At 67.1% G+C, this 15,022-nt stretch carries 12 protein-coding genes; 10 read left to right on the top strand and 2 right to left on the bottom strand.

Annotated features, from left to right (window positions below; all coding sequences use genetic code 11):
* Positions 1-61: 61 nt before the first annotated feature.
* The 4 genes from ACSGC5_RS03535 to ACSGC5_RS03520 are packed head-to-tail and all read left to right on the top strand — an operon-like array spanning position 62 to position 5,569.
* Positions 62-514: a preprotein translocase subunit YajC gene (locus tag ACSGC5_RS03535; RefSeq protein ID WP_434969232.1), complete on the top strand. Its 453-nt coding sequence runs from the start codon at positions 62-64 to the stop codon at positions 512-514.
* A 24-nt stretch (positions 515-538) separates the two neighbouring features.
* A complete protein-coding gene (gene secD / locus ACSGC5_RS03530; RefSeq protein WP_434969231.1) occupies positions 539-2,260 on the top strand; it encodes a protein translocase subunit SecD in 1,722 nt (573 codons plus the stop codon).
* Positions 2,260-3,249 (top strand): protein translocase subunit SecF, encoded by a 990-nt coding sequence (secF, locus tag ACSGC5_RS03525; RefSeq protein ID WP_434969229.1) that lies wholly within the window; start codon positions 2,260-2,262, stop codon positions 3,247-3,249. Before secD ends, secF begins: the two co-directional genes overlap by 1 nt.
* Before the next feature lie 52 nt (positions 3,250-3,301).
* The gene (locus tag ACSGC5_RS03520; protein ID WP_434969228.1) at positions 3,302-5,569 is read left to right on the top strand and encodes a RelA/SpoT family protein; all 2,268 of its coding nucleotides are present in this window, start codon (positions 3,302-3,304) and stop codon (positions 5,567-5,569) included.
* Here the strand turns inward: ACSGC5_RS03520 and ACSGC5_RS03515 are convergent.
* Together ACSGC5_RS03515 and ACSGC5_RS03510 are read right to left on the bottom strand one after the other, a co-directional pair.
* On the bottom strand, positions 5,548-6,108 hold the full coding sequence (locus ACSGC5_RS03515; RefSeq protein ID WP_434969227.1) for a hypothetical protein: 561 nt from the start codon (positions 6,106-6,108) through the stop codon (positions 5,548-5,550). The two genes, ACSGC5_RS03520 and ACSGC5_RS03515, sit on opposite strands and share 22 nt — an antisense overlap.
* Before the next feature lie 67 nt (positions 6,109-6,175).
* A complete protein-coding gene (locus tag ACSGC5_RS03510) occupies positions 6,176-7,432 on the bottom strand; it encodes a DUF349 domain-containing protein (RefSeq protein WP_434969226.1) in 1,257 nt (418 codons plus the stop codon).
* Positions 7,433-7,555: 123 nt separating this feature from the next.
* Between ACSGC5_RS03510 and ACSGC5_RS03505 the strand changes: the two genes are divergently transcribed.
* The 6 genes from ACSGC5_RS03505 (at position 7,556) to mltG (ending at position 15,021) form a co-directional block, all read left to right on the top strand.
* A complete protein-coding gene (locus ACSGC5_RS03505; RefSeq protein WP_434969225.1) occupies positions 7,556-8,926 on the top strand; it encodes a replication-associated recombination protein A in 1,371 nt (456 codons plus the stop codon).
* A gap of 158 nt (positions 8,927-9,084) precedes the next feature.
* Positions 9,085-9,714: a 30S ribosomal protein S4 gene (rpsD, locus tag ACSGC5_RS03500; RefSeq protein WP_434969224.1), complete on the top strand. Its 630-nt coding sequence runs from the start codon at positions 9,085-9,087 to the stop codon at positions 9,712-9,714.
* Between the two features lie 141 nt (positions 9,715-9,855).
* On the top strand, positions 9,856-10,173 hold the full coding sequence (locus ACSGC5_RS03495) for an ATPase (protein ID WP_434969223.1): 318 nt from the start codon (positions 9,856-9,858) through the stop codon (positions 10,171-10,173).
* Between the two features lie 63 nt (positions 10,174-10,236).
* The gene (gene alaS / locus ACSGC5_RS03490; RefSeq protein WP_434969222.1) at positions 10,237-12,897 is read left to right on the top strand and encodes an alanine--tRNA ligase; all 2,661 of its coding nucleotides are present in this window, start codon (positions 10,237-10,239) and stop codon (positions 12,895-12,897) included.
* On the top strand, positions 12,894-13,367 hold the full coding sequence (gene ruvX, locus ACSGC5_RS03485; protein ID WP_434969221.1) for a Holliday junction resolvase RuvX: 474 nt from the start codon (positions 12,894-12,896) through the stop codon (positions 13,365-13,367). The genes alaS and ruvX overlap by 4 nt, the downstream gene beginning before the upstream one ends.
* 1 nt (position 13,368) lies before the next feature.
* Positions 13,369-15,021, top strand: a complete 1,653-nt coding sequence (gene mltG, locus ACSGC5_RS03480; protein ID WP_434969220.1) for an endolytic transglycosylase MltG — start codon at positions 13,369-13,371, stop codon at positions 15,019-15,021.
* Position 15,022: the final 1 nt, after the last annotated feature.

Raw genomic sequence — 15,022 nt, 5'->3', positions numbered from 1 at the left:
GCTTTGACCCCTCCACGCGGCCCGACGTCTGCGCGGCCGCACCCGAAAGGCGCCCCTCTTCATGAACTTCCAGGACTTCTTCCTCAACTACGGCCTGCTCATCCTGTTGGGCGCCCTCCTGGTGTTCATGTTCTGGAACTCCAGCCGACGCATGAAGAAGCAGCGCGAGGAGCAGGCGCAGAAGGCCCGACAGACAGTTCCGGGCGCCGAGGTGTTGCTGCAGGGCGGCCTGTACGGCACGATCGTCGAGTTCGACCCCGACAACCTCGACCAGCCCGCCATCGTGGAGATCGCTCCCGGAGTCGACATCAAGGTTCACAGCCAGGCAATCCTGCGCATCATCACGCCCGCGGACGAGGTCGACGACGAGACGGACGACGAGTTCGACGGCATCGTGGACAAGTACCACGAGACTCACGACGGCGAGACCGCCGACGCGGTGGCCACGGATGCCGAGCCCGCCGCCGACTCCGACAGTGACGGCAGCGACGGCGACCCCAAGCCGCGCGCCTGACCCCCTTCCCGAGAGACGCTCTCCGTGGCCGTATCCACTCCCGTTCGCCGTGCCTGGCGGGCCCTCACGGGTCTGCTGACGATCACCGCGATCCTCTTCGGTATCAATGCGCTCGGTGTCTACGTGTTCAACGCGAGCTCGTGGGCTCCGGAGCTCGCCCTCGACCTGCAGGGCGGCACGCAGATCATCCTCGAAGCGCAGACTGCTGACGGAGCAGATCCGTCCGCAGAGCAGATGAACCAGGCGGTCACGATCATCCGCCAGCGTGTCGACGCCTCCGGAGTGGGTGAAGCCGAGGTCACGACCGAGGGCGGCAAGAACATCGTGGTGCAGATCCCCGGGGAGGCCGACGAGCAGACCCGCCAGCGCATCGAGGCCTCCGCACAGCTGCAGCTTCGCGCGGTCCTCTACACCGGATCTCCGGCGACGAGCTTTGTCGGCGAGGACGGTGAGACGACTCCGTACCCGACGCCGGACCCGACCCTCGAGTCGACGCCCGCGGTAGAGCCGACCAGCGGCAGCGACACCGCCTGGATAACGCCGGCGCTGCAGGCCGAGTTCCTCGCCTACGACTGCGCGAACCCCGACAACGACCCCGCCAACGCGCCGACCGATGCGCCGCTGATCACTTGTGATGCCACCGGTACCGTGAAGTACATCCTCGGGCCGGTCGAGCTGGACGGTTCGTCGATTGTCGACGCGACCAACGGGCTGGAGCAGACCTCCGGACGCTGGGTGGTCAACCTGCAGTTCGACGAAGCCGGAACCCAGACCTTCGGGGAGATCAGCCAGCGTCTGTACGGCGCGACCCCGCCGCTGGACCAGTTCGCGTTCGTCCTGGACGGCTACGTCCTGACGGCGCCGTCGATGAACGCTCAGATCCTCGACGGACGACCCAGCATCAGCGGGAGCTTCACCCAGGAGAGCTCGAAGGTCCTCGCCGACCAGCTCAAGTACGGTGCGCTGCCGCTGAGCTTCGTGGTCGTGAGCTCGGACACGATCTCTGCGACACTCGGATCCCAGCAGCTGCAGATCGGCCTGATCGCAGGTCTCATCGGTCTCGCGCTCGTCGCGGTCTATTCGCTCATCGTCTATCGTGCGCTCGGCTTCGTCATCATCGCCTCCCTGATCGTCATGGCCGTGTTGACATACGTCATGCTGGTCATCCTGGCGTGGCGGATGGGCTTCCGCCTGTCGCTAGCGGGCGTCGCGGGTCTGATCGTCTCCATCGGATTCACCGCGGATTCCTTCATCGTCTACTTCGAGCGAATTCGCGATGAGCTGCGCGACGGAAAGTCGATCACAGGTGCCGTGGAAGACGGCTGGGCGCGGGCAAAACGGACGATCTACATCTCGAAGTCGATCAACATCCTCGCGGCAGTCGTGCTCTACATCCTCGCTGACGCGACGGTGAAGGGGTTCGCCTTCACTCTCGGCCTCACAACCGCGATCGACGTCCTCATCTTCATCCTGTTCACACACCCGGTGATGCAGCTTTTGGCTCGGACCCGTTTCTTCTCCTCGGGGCACCCGTTGTCGGGGCTGGACCCCGACGCCCTCGGCGCGGTCTACCGCGGGCGTGCGCAGTTCCGCACCCCGCTCGTGGCTCCCAAGACCGCGGCCGAGAAGCGCGCTTCCCGCTCCCGCGGGGAGGCCGCCCGCCGCCAGACCATCGCCGAACGAAAGCTCGCCGAATCCCGCACAACCGGATCTCCGGGTCGTGCCGAGGGAGAGGACACCCCCTGATGCGCTCCCTCAACCAGGTCGGCAATGACCTCTACAGCGGGAAGACGTCGTTTCCCTTCGTCGGCCGACGCCGACTGTGGTTCATCATCGCCGCCGTCCTCGTCATCGGGTCCGCGCTGGTCCCGTTCATCCGACCGATCCAGTTCTCGATCGAGTTCACCGGCGGGTCGCAGTTCACCGTGTCGGGCATCACGAGCCCGGACCAGCTGATCGCGACCGAGGCCGTGCAGTCCGTCGTCCCCGGGGCGACGACGAAGGTCGCAACAGTCGGCGCCGACACCATCCGGGTCCAGACCGACCAGATGACGGATGCCGAGACGCGCGACGTGGCCACCGCTCTGGCCGACGCGTACGCCGTCGACCCCAGCGAGGTGACCACGTCATTCATCGGCCCCAGCTGGGGGCAGGATGTCACTCGCCAGTCGCTGTGGGGCCTCGCGATCTTCCTGGCGCTGACCTTCATCATCCTCGCGTTGTATTTCCGGACCTGGAAGATGTCAGCGGCGGCGATCATCGGTCTCGTGGACGTGTTGGTCATCACCGTCGGCATCTACGCGCTGTTCGGATTCGAGATCTCCCCGGCCGCCGTCATCGGATTCTTGACGATCCTCGCGTACTCGCTCTACGACACCACCGTCGTGTTCGACAAGATTCGAGAGAATACGGCGGAGGACGGCGAGATCTCCGGCCGCACCTTCGGCGAGTCCGTCAACCTCGCCGTGAACCAGACGCTCGTGCGTTCGATCAACACCACGGTGGTCGCGATCTTGCCGGTCGGTGCGATCCTGTTCATCGGCGCGTTCTGGCTCGGCGCCGAGACTCTGAGCGACATTTCGCTGTCGATCTTCGTGGGCATCATCGTCGCCGCCTACTCGACGTTGTTCGTGGCTGCGCCGCTGTTCTCGCTGTTCCGTGAGAACGAGGCGCCCATCCGCCAGCGCGACCAGCGCGTGCTCGCCGCCCGCGAACAGGCGGTCGCGTCCGCGTGAGTCGCTGCGCCGCGGCGTAGGATATGTGCTCCAGCGAAGGGAGGGCGATCGGATGACCGAGACCGTTCCTCCCGCCCAGAGCGTTCCCGCGGGATCGTCGTCGCTGCTGCGCCTTGTGCCGCGGATCTTTTCGCGCGCCGCCCGACGTGACGACGTCGAGAAGCTGCTGCGGACCGTCCGCACACACCACCCCAAGGGTGACCTCGCGATCATCGAGCGCGCCTACGCGATCGCCGACCGCGCGCACGCTGGGCAGAAGCGCCAGAGCGGCGAGCCCTACATCACGCACCCGCTCGCTGTCGCCCAAATCCTCGCGGATCTCGGTCTGGGGCCGAAGGCCGTCGCGGCGGCTCTGCTCCACGACACGGTCGAGGACACCAGCTACGACCTCGACGCACTCACCGCCGAGTTCGGCGACGAAGTGGCCATGCTCGTGGACGGCGTGACCAAGCTCGACAAGGTCAAGTACGGCGAGAGCGCCCAAGCCGAGACGGTGCGCAAGATGATCGTCGCGATGTCGCGCGACATCCGTGTGCTGCTCATCAAGCTCGCCGACCGCCTCCACAACGCACGCACCTGGGGCTTCGTTCCCCCCGAGAAGGCGCGCAAGAAGGCCACCGAGACGCTCGAGATCTATGCACCGCTCGCGCACCGCCTGGGAATTCAGACGATCAAGTCCGAGCTCGAGGATCTGTCGTTTGCCGTCCTGCACCCCAAGCTCTACGCCGAGATCGAGAGCCTGGTCAAACAGCGCACCCCGCAGCGCGACAAGTACCTGCAGAACGTGATCGACGCTGTGGACGTGGACCTGCGCGAACTCCGGATCCGCGGACGTGTGCTGGGCCGCCCCAAGCAGCTGTACTCCGTGTACCAGAAGATGGTGGTGCGCGGACGCGAGTTCGATGACATCTACGACCTGATCGGCATCCGGATCCTCGTCTCGTCCGTACGCGACTGCTATGCCGTCCTCGGTGCCATCCACGCCCGCTGGACACCCTTGCCGGGACGGTTCAAGGACTACATCGCCACTCCCAAGTTCAACCTGTACCAGTCGCTGCACACGACCGTGATCGGACCCGAGGGACGCACGGTCGAGATCCAGATCCGCACGCACGAGATGCACCAGCAAGCCGAGTACGGGGTTGCGGCGCACTGGAAGTACAAGGAGCGGATGGCCGGCGGCAAGGTCGATGACAAGGCCTTGGACACGGATCTTGCGTGGCTGGCCCGGATCTCCGACTGGCAGGCCGAAACCGCAGACCCCGGTGAGTTCCTGGACTCACTGCGCTTCGAGATCGGCGCGAAAGAGGTCTACGTCTTCACCCCGAAGGGGCGTGTCATCGGGCTTCCCTCGGGTGCGACCCCTGTCGATTTCGCCTACGCGGTGCACACCGAGGTCGGTCACCGCACCATGGGCGCAAAGGTCAACGGCCGGCTCGTGCCACTCGAGTCGGAGCTCAAGAGCGGTGATGTCGTCGAGGTCTTCACCTCGAAGAACCCGGATGCCGGGCCGAGCCAGGACTGGCTGACGTTCGTCAAGAGCACGAGAGCCCGCAGCAAGATTCGCGGCTGGTTCACGAAGGAGCGCCGCGAAGAGGCGATCGAGCAGGGGAAGGAGTCGATCGCGCGGGCGATGCGGCGCCAGAACCTTCCGCTGCAGCGACTGATGAATCAGGACACCCTGAGCGAAGTCGCGCACGGCCTGCGCTATGAGGACGTGTCGGCGCTCTACGCGGCCGTCGGCGAAGGCCATGTCTCGACGCAATCGGTCATCGAGAAGGTGACGGCTCTTGTCAGTGCCTCCAGCGACACCGCGACGGGCCCGATCGACCTGCCGCACGTCGGCCGGTCTCGCCAGCCCCGCACCGCCGATTCGGGAGTCCTCGTGCGCGGTGCCCCCGACATCCTGGTGAAGCTCTCGAAATGCTGCACGCCGGTTCCCGGCGATGAGATCCTCGGGTTCGTCACGCGGGGCAGCGGCGTCTCGGTGCACCGCGCCGATTGCACGAACGTGGAATCTCTGCGCTCGGACCCGGCGCGACTCATCGAGGTGGAATGGGCCCCCACCACCAAGAGCGTGTTCCTGGTCCAGATCCAGGTCGAAGCCCTCGACCGCTCCGGGCTGCTGAGCGACGTGACGCGGGTCCTCAGCGAGCACCACGTCAACATCCTGTCGGCATCCGTGTCGACGACCAACGACCGGCTGGCCCTGAGCCGATTCGTGTTCGAGATGGGCGACATCGTGCACCTCGACCGGGTGCTCAACGCCGTACGGCGGATCGATGCGGTCTACGACGTCTACCGCGTGACGTCCTCGTAGGCATCCGCGGACCATTCGCGCAGCAGCCGGAGCGCCCTGACCTTGTGGGGCACTGTGCCCGCACGCTGGAGCCAGTCGATGCCCTCTCTCACCGCGCCCTGGCCGCGGTCGACGAAACCGCGAAGGGCCGCCCGATGGTCTGCATCGTCGACCCGCGCGAGATCGGCGACGGTACGCGCGGGAGTCGTGACCAGAACGCCGCCGATACGGAGCAGGTCCGCTTCGGGAAGGTAGACGTCGCGGTAGTGGAGCCTGCGATGGATGACCCCATGGATCCGCTGGCTGACAGCGCGCTGAACGGTGTGTCGAGCCGGCGGCTCGGCGATCGCACCATGAACCCAGGCTGCCGTCAGATGAGTGGCCGCCATGAGGTCGCGCAACAGCGGACCGAGGGAGGCGGCACGCACAGCTGTCGTCTCGATCGTGTCCGCAGGCATGTAGGCGGCATCGACCTCGACGAGGTGCCCGTCCAGTCGCGCGGCGGACAGTTCCGCGAGCGAGAGCTTCTCATCAGCGAAGTACAGAAACGGAGATGCCATTCCCGCAGTCTGCCGGGCACGCCCCGGTGGCGACGGTGCGATCCCCGCGGCTGTGGAGAAGTCGGGTTCAGCCCTCGACGGCGCGGAGCCAGGCGCGACGCGCCTCGAGTGCCTCCGTCGCCTGGCGGATGGCGCGCTGGTCCTTGCGAGCCGTCGCCTCAGCGAGCTCCGCCTCGAGCTTCTCGATCGCGTCGTAGAGCTGGCGGGTCATGTCGTTGGCTCGCGCGGTGGTCTCGGGATTGTTCCGCGTCCATTCGGCGTCTTCGCGCGAGCGCACAGACACCTCGATCTTGCGCAGTTCGTCGTCGAGCGCACGTTCCTGCTCACGCGGGAAGATCCGACCGATGTCATCCCACGACCGCTGAATCGCGGTGAGAGCGCTGCGAGCGGCAGCAAGATCGTGCATGTCGAGGATCGGGCGCGCGCGTTCGAGGAGCGCGCGTTTGGCGTCGATCTTCTCTTTCGACGCCTCGACTTCCGCCGCTTCGCGTTCGGCCCGTGCGGCGTACAGGGCGTCGCCGGCCGCCTTGAAGCGTGCCCAGAGCGCGTCGTCGACCTTCTTGCCGGCGCGCCCCGCGGTCTTCCACTCGTTCAGGAGATCTCGATAGGCACCGATGCCGTCCTCGCCGCGGGGCGCGAGTGCTTCCGCACGCTCGACGAGACGGTTCTTGCGCTCTCGGACGGCTTTGTGCGCCTCATCGAGTTCCGCATAGAACTCTCGACGGTGCTTGTCGACGATCGCACGCGCGTCACGGAAACGCTTCCAGAGTGACTGGGAGATCGACTTCGGGATGTGCGGGCCGGACTGCTGGTGAGACTGCCACTGCTCGAAGAGGGCGGTCATCTCCGCTGAGGCGGTCTTCCACTGAACGGTCTGCGGGTCCTGAGCGGCAATGGCCTCCGCCTGCTCCACGAGCCGAGTGCGCTCGGCGATCGCGGCATCCACGGCCTCTCGCGCCTGCGCGGCCTCTGCGGCGCTGGCCTCGGCGAGCGAGGCGGTGAGCGCCTCCAGTCGTGCACTCAAGGAGGCGAGATCGCCGACCGCCGATGCTCCGGCGATCTTGCCGCTGAGCGTCGCCGCTGTCGCCCTGAGGTCGGCCGCGCTCGCACCGCCCCGGCGATGGCGCACCTCAAGGAGGGCTACCTCGGATGCGAGATCGGAGAACTTCCGCTCGTAGTATGCGAGCGCTTCTTCGGCGGTGCCATCGGGGTACTGACCGACGACTCGCCACTGGTCACCTTCGCGGACCGAAACAGTGCCGTCATCGTCGACCCGGCCCCAGGGGTGGTCGGCGGCGGTGGAGGACGAAGCTGTGTCTGACACGGAAGGCACCTCAATGCGGCATGGCCGCCTGCGGGGGTTGGACGCTTAAGCCTAATACGGGGCGCGCGTCCTGCCACGGCGGTGTCCGGGATCATGTCGGGATCCGCGGATAGCCTGGATGCCATGTCCAACTCGGCGGGGCTCTTCTCCGGTCAGACCCCGCTGCCCGTGCGCATGCGCCCGACCTCGCTTGCGGAGGTCGCCGGTCAGCAGCACCTGCTTCGCCCGGGGGCACCGCTGGTGGTCCTGGCCGATCCGGACGGGGGAGCCCGGGCAGCGTCATCCGTCATTCTGTGGGGCCCTCCCGGCACGGGCAAGACGACACTGGCCCAGGCTGTCGCGCGCTCGTCCGGGCGCCGTTTCGTTGAGCTCTCTGCGGTGACAGCGGGAGTCAAGGACGTTCGCGAGGTCATGCAGGACGCGCTCACGCAACGTGACCTCTACGGCTCATCGACGATCCTCTTCCTCGACGAGATTCATCGCTTCACGAAGGCTCAGCAGGACGCTCTGCTGCCGGGCGTCGAGAACGGGTGGGTCGTGCTCATCGCGGCGACCACGGAGAACCCGTCGTTCTCGGTGATCTCGCCGCTGCTGTCCCGCTCGCTGCTGCTGACACTCCAGCCGTTGACGGATGACGACCTGGCAGCTCTCGTCGACCGGGCGGTCTCCGACGCGCGGGGACTCGCGGGGGCCGTCAGCCTGACGGATGAGGCGCGCGTCGCCCTCGTCCGGCTGGCCTCCGGGGACGCGCGGCGAGCGCTGACCGCCCTGGAGGCTGCAGCATCGCTTGCCGAGCCGGAGTCGGAGGGGGAGGCGGGGGTCATCACCGCCGAGCATGTCGCGCAGGCGGTGGATCGAGCATTGCTTCGCTACGACCGCCAGGGCGACGAGCACTATGACGTCATCAGTGCGTTCATCAAGTCGATCCGCGGGTCGGATCCGGATGCGGCGCTGCACTATCTGGCCCGCATGATCGAGGCAGGGGAGGACCCGAGGTTCATCGCGCGGCGCCTGATCATCTCCGCCGCCGAGGACATCGGCCTGGCGGATCCGCAGGCGCTGCCGTTGGCCGTCGCTGCAGCGGATGCCGTGCAGCTCATCGGATTCCCCGAGGGCCGGATCCCGCTCGCGGAGGCCACCATCTACCTCGCGACGACGGCGAAATCGAATGCGGCCTACCTCGCGATCGACGCTGCGATCGCGGATGTGCGCGGCGGCGGGGCGGGCCGGGTGCCTCCCCATCTGCGGGACGCCCATTATCCCGGCGCTGCTCGGCTCGGACACGGCAAGGGCTACCGCTATCCGCACGACGATGACCGAGGCGTGGTTGCCCAGCAATACCTCCCGGACGGTCTGCGTGACCGCAGCTACTACCGTCCGACCGCCCGCGGGGCTGAGCGCGAGATCGGCGCGCGATGGAGTCGGATCCAGCGCATCCTGGGGCGTGGCGGTGGGTCCGGAGCCCGAGGCGCGGGCGACTCCGAGAGCGACTGACCCGTCTGGTAGACTGTTTCGGTTCGAAACCGTGTTTTCGGATATCCCCTCACTCGATAATCCCCTTCGGTGCGCTGCGACGTGCGAACCGACGTGTGAGTGCGGGATACGTCCGTGAGTCGCGAGAGACGCGGCCACGTCATCGGAAGGAAGTCTTCGTGCCCACGAAGTCCCAGGATCGCCGCAAGGTGCGCATGTCGCGCGCCCTCGGCGTCGCACTGACCCCCAAGGCCGCCCGCTACCTCGAGAAGCGCCCCTACGCGCCCGGCGAGCACGGCCGCACCAAGCGCAAGGCCGACAGCGACTTCGCCGTCCGTCTTCGCGAGAAGCAGCGCCTGCGCGAGCAGTACGGCATCCGCGAGAAGCAGCTGCGCATCGCGTTCAACGAGGCTCGCCGCAAGGACGGCTTGACCGGTGAGAACCTGGTCGAGCAGCTCGAGATGCGCCTTGACGCACTCGTGCTTCGCGCCGGTTTCGCGAGGACGACCGCGCAGGCCCGCCAGCTCGTCGTGCACCGCCACATCCTCGTCGACGGCAAGACCGTCGACCGTCCGTCGTTCCGCGTGGCGCCCGGCCAGCTCATCCACGTCAAGGAGAAGAGCGAAGGCCTCGAGCCGTTCCAGGTCGCCGCAGCCGGCGGTCACGCCGAGGTTCTGCCGCCGGTTCCCGGCTACCTCGAGGTCGAACTCGACAAGCTCCACGCCCGCCTCGTGCGTCGTCCCAAGCGCGCCGAGGTGCCCGTGGTCTGTGACGTCCAGCTCGTCGTCGAGTACTACGCGGCCCGATAAGCGGTCATCGGCATCCGCTTCGCCGCCCGTCGATCGGTGCAGCGAGCGAGCGTCCACGAAGGGCGTCGGGGCAACCCGGCGCCCTTCGCCGTTGTCGCCTACGATGGGATGAACCGCCGTCGCGGGAAAGGGAGTGAGCGCATGAAAAACCTGCTGTGGTTCGCACTGGGGCTTGCCGGGGGTTTCGTCGCCGCGCACTACGTGAACAAGGATCCCCGCGGACACGAGTTGCTCGCCGAGGTGGACGCCCGCATCTCGCAGTTCACCGATCGCATCGCCGACGCCTACCGTGAGCAGGAGGCACGCATCGTCGGTATCGTCGAGGACGCCGCCGGTGCGGCATCCCAGACAGCGGATGCGGCTGCCGCCACGATCGGGGACGTCACGGACACCGTCACGGATGCCGTCGGCGACGTCGCCGACGCGGCGAAGAACGCCGCGAAGAAGCTCACCGACTGATCCCGACGCAAGCGTGCACCGCCCCGTACCGGGTGGTGCGGCTCGTCTGTGCAAAGGAAAACGATGAAGACCGCCGAGATCGCACAGCGCTACCTCGACTACTTCGAGAAGAACGACCATGTGATCGTCCCCAGCGCGTCGCTGGTCACCGATGATCCCTCGCTGTTGTTCACCGTTGCCGGCATGGTGCCGTTCATCCCCTACCTCACGGGCGTCGTCCCGGCCCCCTACCCGCGCGCAGCAGACGTGCAGAAGTGCATCCGCACGAACGACATCGAAGAGGTCGGAAAGACTGCCCGTCATGGCACCTTCTTCCAGATGCTCGGCAACTGGTCGTTCGGTGACTACTTCAAGGCGGGAGCGATCGAGTACGCGTGGGAGCTGCTGACCTCCTCCGAGTCTGACGGTGGCTTGGGTTTTGCCGAGCGCGACCTGTGGGTGACCGTCTACGAGGACGACGACGAGGCAGCTGGCCTCTGGAAGCGGATCGCCGGCCTTCCGGACGAGCGCATTCAGCGCTTCGGCAAGGAGGACAACTACTGGTCGACCGGGCAGCCGGGACCGGCGGGCCCGTGCTCCGAGATTTACTTCGACCGTGGCCCGGCGTACGGACCCGACGGCGGACCTGCCGTTGATGACAGTCGGTTCACCGAGATCTGGAATCTCGTCTTCATGCAGTACGCCATCACGAACGTTCGCTCGAAGACCGACTTCGATGTGGTCGGCGAGTTGCCGCAGAAAAACATCGACACCGGTATGGGGCTCGAGCGCGTCGCGTTCATCAAACAGGGCGTCGAGAACATGTACGAGACGGATCAGGTCCGTCCGGTCCTCGACCGGGCTGTCGCGCTCTCCGGCCGCACCTACGGCGCCGTGCACGAGGATGACGTCCGGTTCCGTGTCGTGGCTGATCACGTGCGCTCCTCGCTCATGCTTCTCTCCGACGGCGTCCGCCCCTCCAACGAGGGTCGGGGGTACATCCTGCGCCGCCTCATGCGCCGCACGATCCGCGCCATGCGGCTGCTGGGTGTGGACGCCCCCACCTTCCCGGAGTTGTTCGCTGCCTCCCGCGATGCGATGGCCCCGGCGTACCCGACACTGGTGACCGAGTATGCCCGTCTGGAGTCCGCCGCTGTCGCGGAGGAGGAGACCTTCCTGCGCACTCTCGCGGCAGGTTCCACGATCCTCGACCTCGCCGTGTCCGAGACCAAGGGTGCGGGCAAGCAGGAGATCAGCGGTTCCGAAGCGTTCCTCCTCCACGACACCTACGGCTTCCCGATCGACCTGACGCTCGAGATCGCAGAAGAGGCAGGTCTGAGCGTGGACCGAGCCGCCTTCGACGCGCTCATGCACGAGCAGCGCGCGCGTGCGAAAGCCGACGCGAAGTCCCGTAAGCGGACGATCGCGGATCACTCGGTCTACCGTGAGTTCCGCGCCCTCGGCGAGACGACGTTCACGGGATACACCGACCTCGAGACCGAGTCGCGTGTGCTCGGAGTGCTCGTGGACGGTGTCTCCGTCGACCGGGCTACCGCAGGTCAGACCGCCGAAGTCATCGTTGCCGAAACCGCCCTGTATGCCGAGTCCGGTGGTCAGGTCGCAGACAAGGGCATCATCGTCGGTCCGGGGTTCCAGCTCGATGTCGTCGATGTGCAAAGGCCGGTGCCGGGACTTGTCAGCCACACGGTGGAGGTGAGGTCCGGTGAGGTTGCCGTGGGGCTGGCCGCCACGACGATCGTCGACGCTGCAAACCGACGCGCGGCCGCGCAGGCGCACTCCGCGACCCACCTCGTGCATGCGGCCTTGCGTGACACGCTGGGGCCCTCTGCCACTCAGTCCGGCTCACTCAACCGCGCCGGCTACCTGCGCTTCGATTTCACGTGGTCCCAGGCGCTGTCGCCCGAAACCCGGTCAGAGATCGAAGAGATCGCCAACAACGCCGTGCGGGACAACCTGCAGGTCACGACCCGCGTCCTCGCGCTCGATGAGGCCAAGGAGCTCGGTGCGATGGCACTGTTCGGCGAGAAGTACGGCGATACCGTGAGGATGGTCGACATCGGCGGACCGTGGTCTCGTGAACTCTGCGGCGGCACGCACGTCGCCACCAGCGCCGAGGTCGGTCTCATCAACCTCGTGGGGGAGTCCTCGGTCGGTGCAGCCAACCGCCGCGTCGAAGCGCTCGTCGGGGCAGATGCCTTCCGCGAACTCGCGGCGGAGCGAGCGATCGTGTCGCAGCTCACCTCGTCTCTGAAGACTCCGCGCGACCAGCTTCCGGCCCGGATCGCGGAGCTCACGGCGAGCCTGAAGGCTGCGGAGAAGAAGATCGCGGCACTGCAGTCCAAGGCGCTCAACGAGCGGGTCCCCGAGCTCATCGGCGCCGCGACGCGGGTGGGTGCGCTCACCGTCGTCGCGGCCAGCCTCGGACGCGCCGGCTCCGCCGATGATGTCCGGGCCGTTGCCCTCACCGTACGGGAACGTCTGGGCTCCGACGCGGCAGTCGTTGCGCTGGGCGCAGAGGTCGGCGACCGTCCCGTCGTGATCGTTGCCACCACCGAGTCAGCGCGCGCTCTCGGTGTGAAGGCCGGCCCGCTCGCCAAGGCGGCGGCGGCAGCGCTCGGCGGCGGGGGCGGCGGGCGCGATGACCTCGCGCAAGGCGGTGGGACGGACACGGCTGCCCTGGGGCAGGCGTTGGACGGTGTCGTGAAGGCGCTGCCCCGATCGTGAGCGAGTTTCGTCGCGGCATCCGCCTCGCCGTCGATGTCGGCAGGGCCCGCGTCGGTGTGGCCCAGTGCGATCCCGACGGCATGCTCGCGACTCCGACCGAGACGATCCCGCGAACGGATCGCACCGTGGACCGCTTGAGGGAAGTGATCGACCACTCGCAACCGATCGAGGTCATCGTCGGATTGCCGATCAATCTGCGGGGCGAGCGAACCGCGTCGACAGAGGACGCGGAGGACTTCGCACGACAGCTGGGCGCATGTGTCAGCGTTCCGATCCGGATGCTGGATGAGCGGCTGAGCACGGTTTCTGCGCAATCGGCACTTCGCGCATCCGGCAGAAGCACCCGATCGTCTCGTACGATTGTGGATCAGGTTGCCGCCGTCGTGCTGCTGCAGCAGGCGTTGGACATCGAGAAGAGCACCGGCCGCCCACCGGGTGCGCTGCTACCCCCCGCCGAGGAGCCTGCCTGACATGCCCGACGATTCGTCACCGTTCGACGACCCGTTCGCCGACCTATTCGGCAAGCTCCCGGACGGTCGCTCCCGCAGCACGGGTGCCACCGGTTCCGGCTCGGCAGCATCGGATGATGCCGCCGAGCCAACCGCCTCGCCCTCTCGGGATGACGCGCCGGAACCGGTCTCGCCCACGTCCCCGCCCCCTGCCGCACCCAGCCCACACCCGGACTCGCCGCCGGTCCCGTCGTCGCGCCGCGCGGCCCGCGCGGCGCGCGCCGCCGGCACGCCCGAGGAGGCATCCCCGGCCGCCAGCGGACGTTCGCCGTCGACCCCGGATACGACCGGGCCGGCACCTGCCGCGACGTCAGCGACCGACGACGTTCCCCCTGAACTCTTCTGGGCAGCGGTCGCAGCACCGCCGACCTCGACGCAGCACCTCACCTCGACCTCGACGGCGATCCCGCGCGACGAGGTGCCACGGCCCGCGGCTTCGCCGGGCACACTGGACGATCTCTTCTCCGGGGAGCGCACGACGGATGACATCGGCATGACGCGCAGCACTACAGAACGCACACGCCGCCGGCGCGGCGGGTGGATCGCGCTGATCGTCGTAGTCGCGCTGCTGGGAGGCGCCGCCGCCGGTGGGTGGTGGGTCTGGTCGACCTACGAGGACAAGATCCGCGAGGTTCTCGGATGGGAAGAGCCACAGGAGTACGAGCCGGGGATGGCGACCGGTGAAGCCTTCTTGACGATCGTCTCCGGTGACACCGGCGCCTCGATCTCGCCCAAGCTCTACGAGGCGGGAGTGACCAAGACCCCGGATGCGTTCTACGACTACCTCGTCGCCGAGGACCTGAACCCTCCGTTCGTCCCCGGCGTCTTCCGGCTGCAGCAGCAGATGACCTCCGCGGCAGCGCTCGAGGCCATCCTCGATCCGGCCAACAAGATGGAGAACTCCGCTCAGCTGCGTGAGGGCCTCACCGTGGACCAATCCATCGGGATCCTCTCGGAGAGTCTCGGCATCCCGCTGGCGGACTTCGAGGCGGCAGTTGCAAATCCGAGTGCGTACGGCGTCCCGGTCAATGAGGCGGTCGTTGCGGCGGGTGGGCAGCCTCTTGAAGGGTGGCTCTTCCCGGCGACATACACGTTCGATCCCGGGGTCACTGCCGAGCAGGTCATACAGACCCTCGTCGACCGCGCCATCTCGTCGCTGGATTCTGCCGGCGTGCCGGTCGAGGACAGAGAACGCATCCTGACGATCGCATCCGTCATCCAGCGCGAAGCCCGCTTCGAGGCGGACTTCTACAAGGTGTCCCGCGTCATCCAGAACCGGCTGGACCAGGGCATGAAGCTGCAGATGGACTCGACGGCCCAGTACGGCTACGGCGAGCTTCATGACGGAACGGTGAGCTCGTCGGGTGAGGCGCTCAGCGACAACAACCCGTGGAACACGTACGTCATCGACGGACTCCCCGTCGGTCCCATCGCGAACCCCGGCGATCTCGCTATCGATGCGGCGATGCATCCGGAAGAGGGACCCTGGTTGTACTTCGTCACTGTGAACCTCAACACGGGAGAGACCGTCTTCACGACCAACTACGATGACCACCTCGCGGCGGTCGAGCAGTGGCGGCAGTGGTGCTCGGAGAATCCCGACGCTGGGTGTTGAC

Origin of the sequence: Microbacterium sp. bgisy207, assembly GCF_965345035.1 — a bacterium.
In the GTDB taxonomy this organism is placed as follows: Bacteria; Actinomycetota; Actinomycetes; order Actinomycetales; family Microbacteriaceae; genus Microbacterium.
Note: the sequence above shows the minus strand (reverse complement) of the source record. Positions and strands in the feature narration are given on the sequence as shown.

What these genes read in the sequence shown, in the direction of transcription:
- alaS (WP_434969222.1), top strand. Translation starts at nt 10,237, where the DNA reads ATGAAGACCGCCGAGATCGCACAGCGCTACCTCGACTACTTCGAGAAG.
- secF (WP_434969229.1), top strand. Translation starts at nt 2,260, where the DNA reads ATGCGCTCCCTCAACCAGGTCGGCAATGACCTCTACAGCGGGAAGACG.
- ACSGC5_RS03535 (WP_434969232.1), top strand. Translation starts at nt 62, where the DNA reads ATGAACTTCCAGGACTTCTTCCTCAACTACGGCCTGCTCATCCTGTTG.
- ACSGC5_RS03515 (WP_434969227.1), bottom strand. Translation starts at nt 6,108, where the DNA reads ATGGCATCTCCGTTTCTGTACTTCGCTGATGAGAAGCTCTCGCTCGCG.
- ACSGC5_RS03495 (WP_434969223.1), top strand. Translation starts at nt 9,856, where the DNA reads ATGAAAAACCTGCTGTGGTTCGCACTGGGGCTTGCCGGGGGTTTCGTC.
- ACSGC5_RS03520 (WP_434969228.1), top strand. Translation starts at nt 3,302, where the DNA reads ATGACCGAGACCGTTCCTCCCGCCCAGAGCGTTCCCGCGGGATCGTCG.
- ACSGC5_RS03505 (WP_434969225.1), top strand. Translation starts at nt 7,556, where the DNA reads ATGTCCAACTCGGCGGGGCTCTTCTCCGGTCAGACCCCGCTGCCCGTG.
- mltG (WP_434969220.1), top strand. Translation starts at nt 13,369, where the DNA reads ATGCCCGACGATTCGTCACCGTTCGACGACCCGTTCGCCGACCTATTC.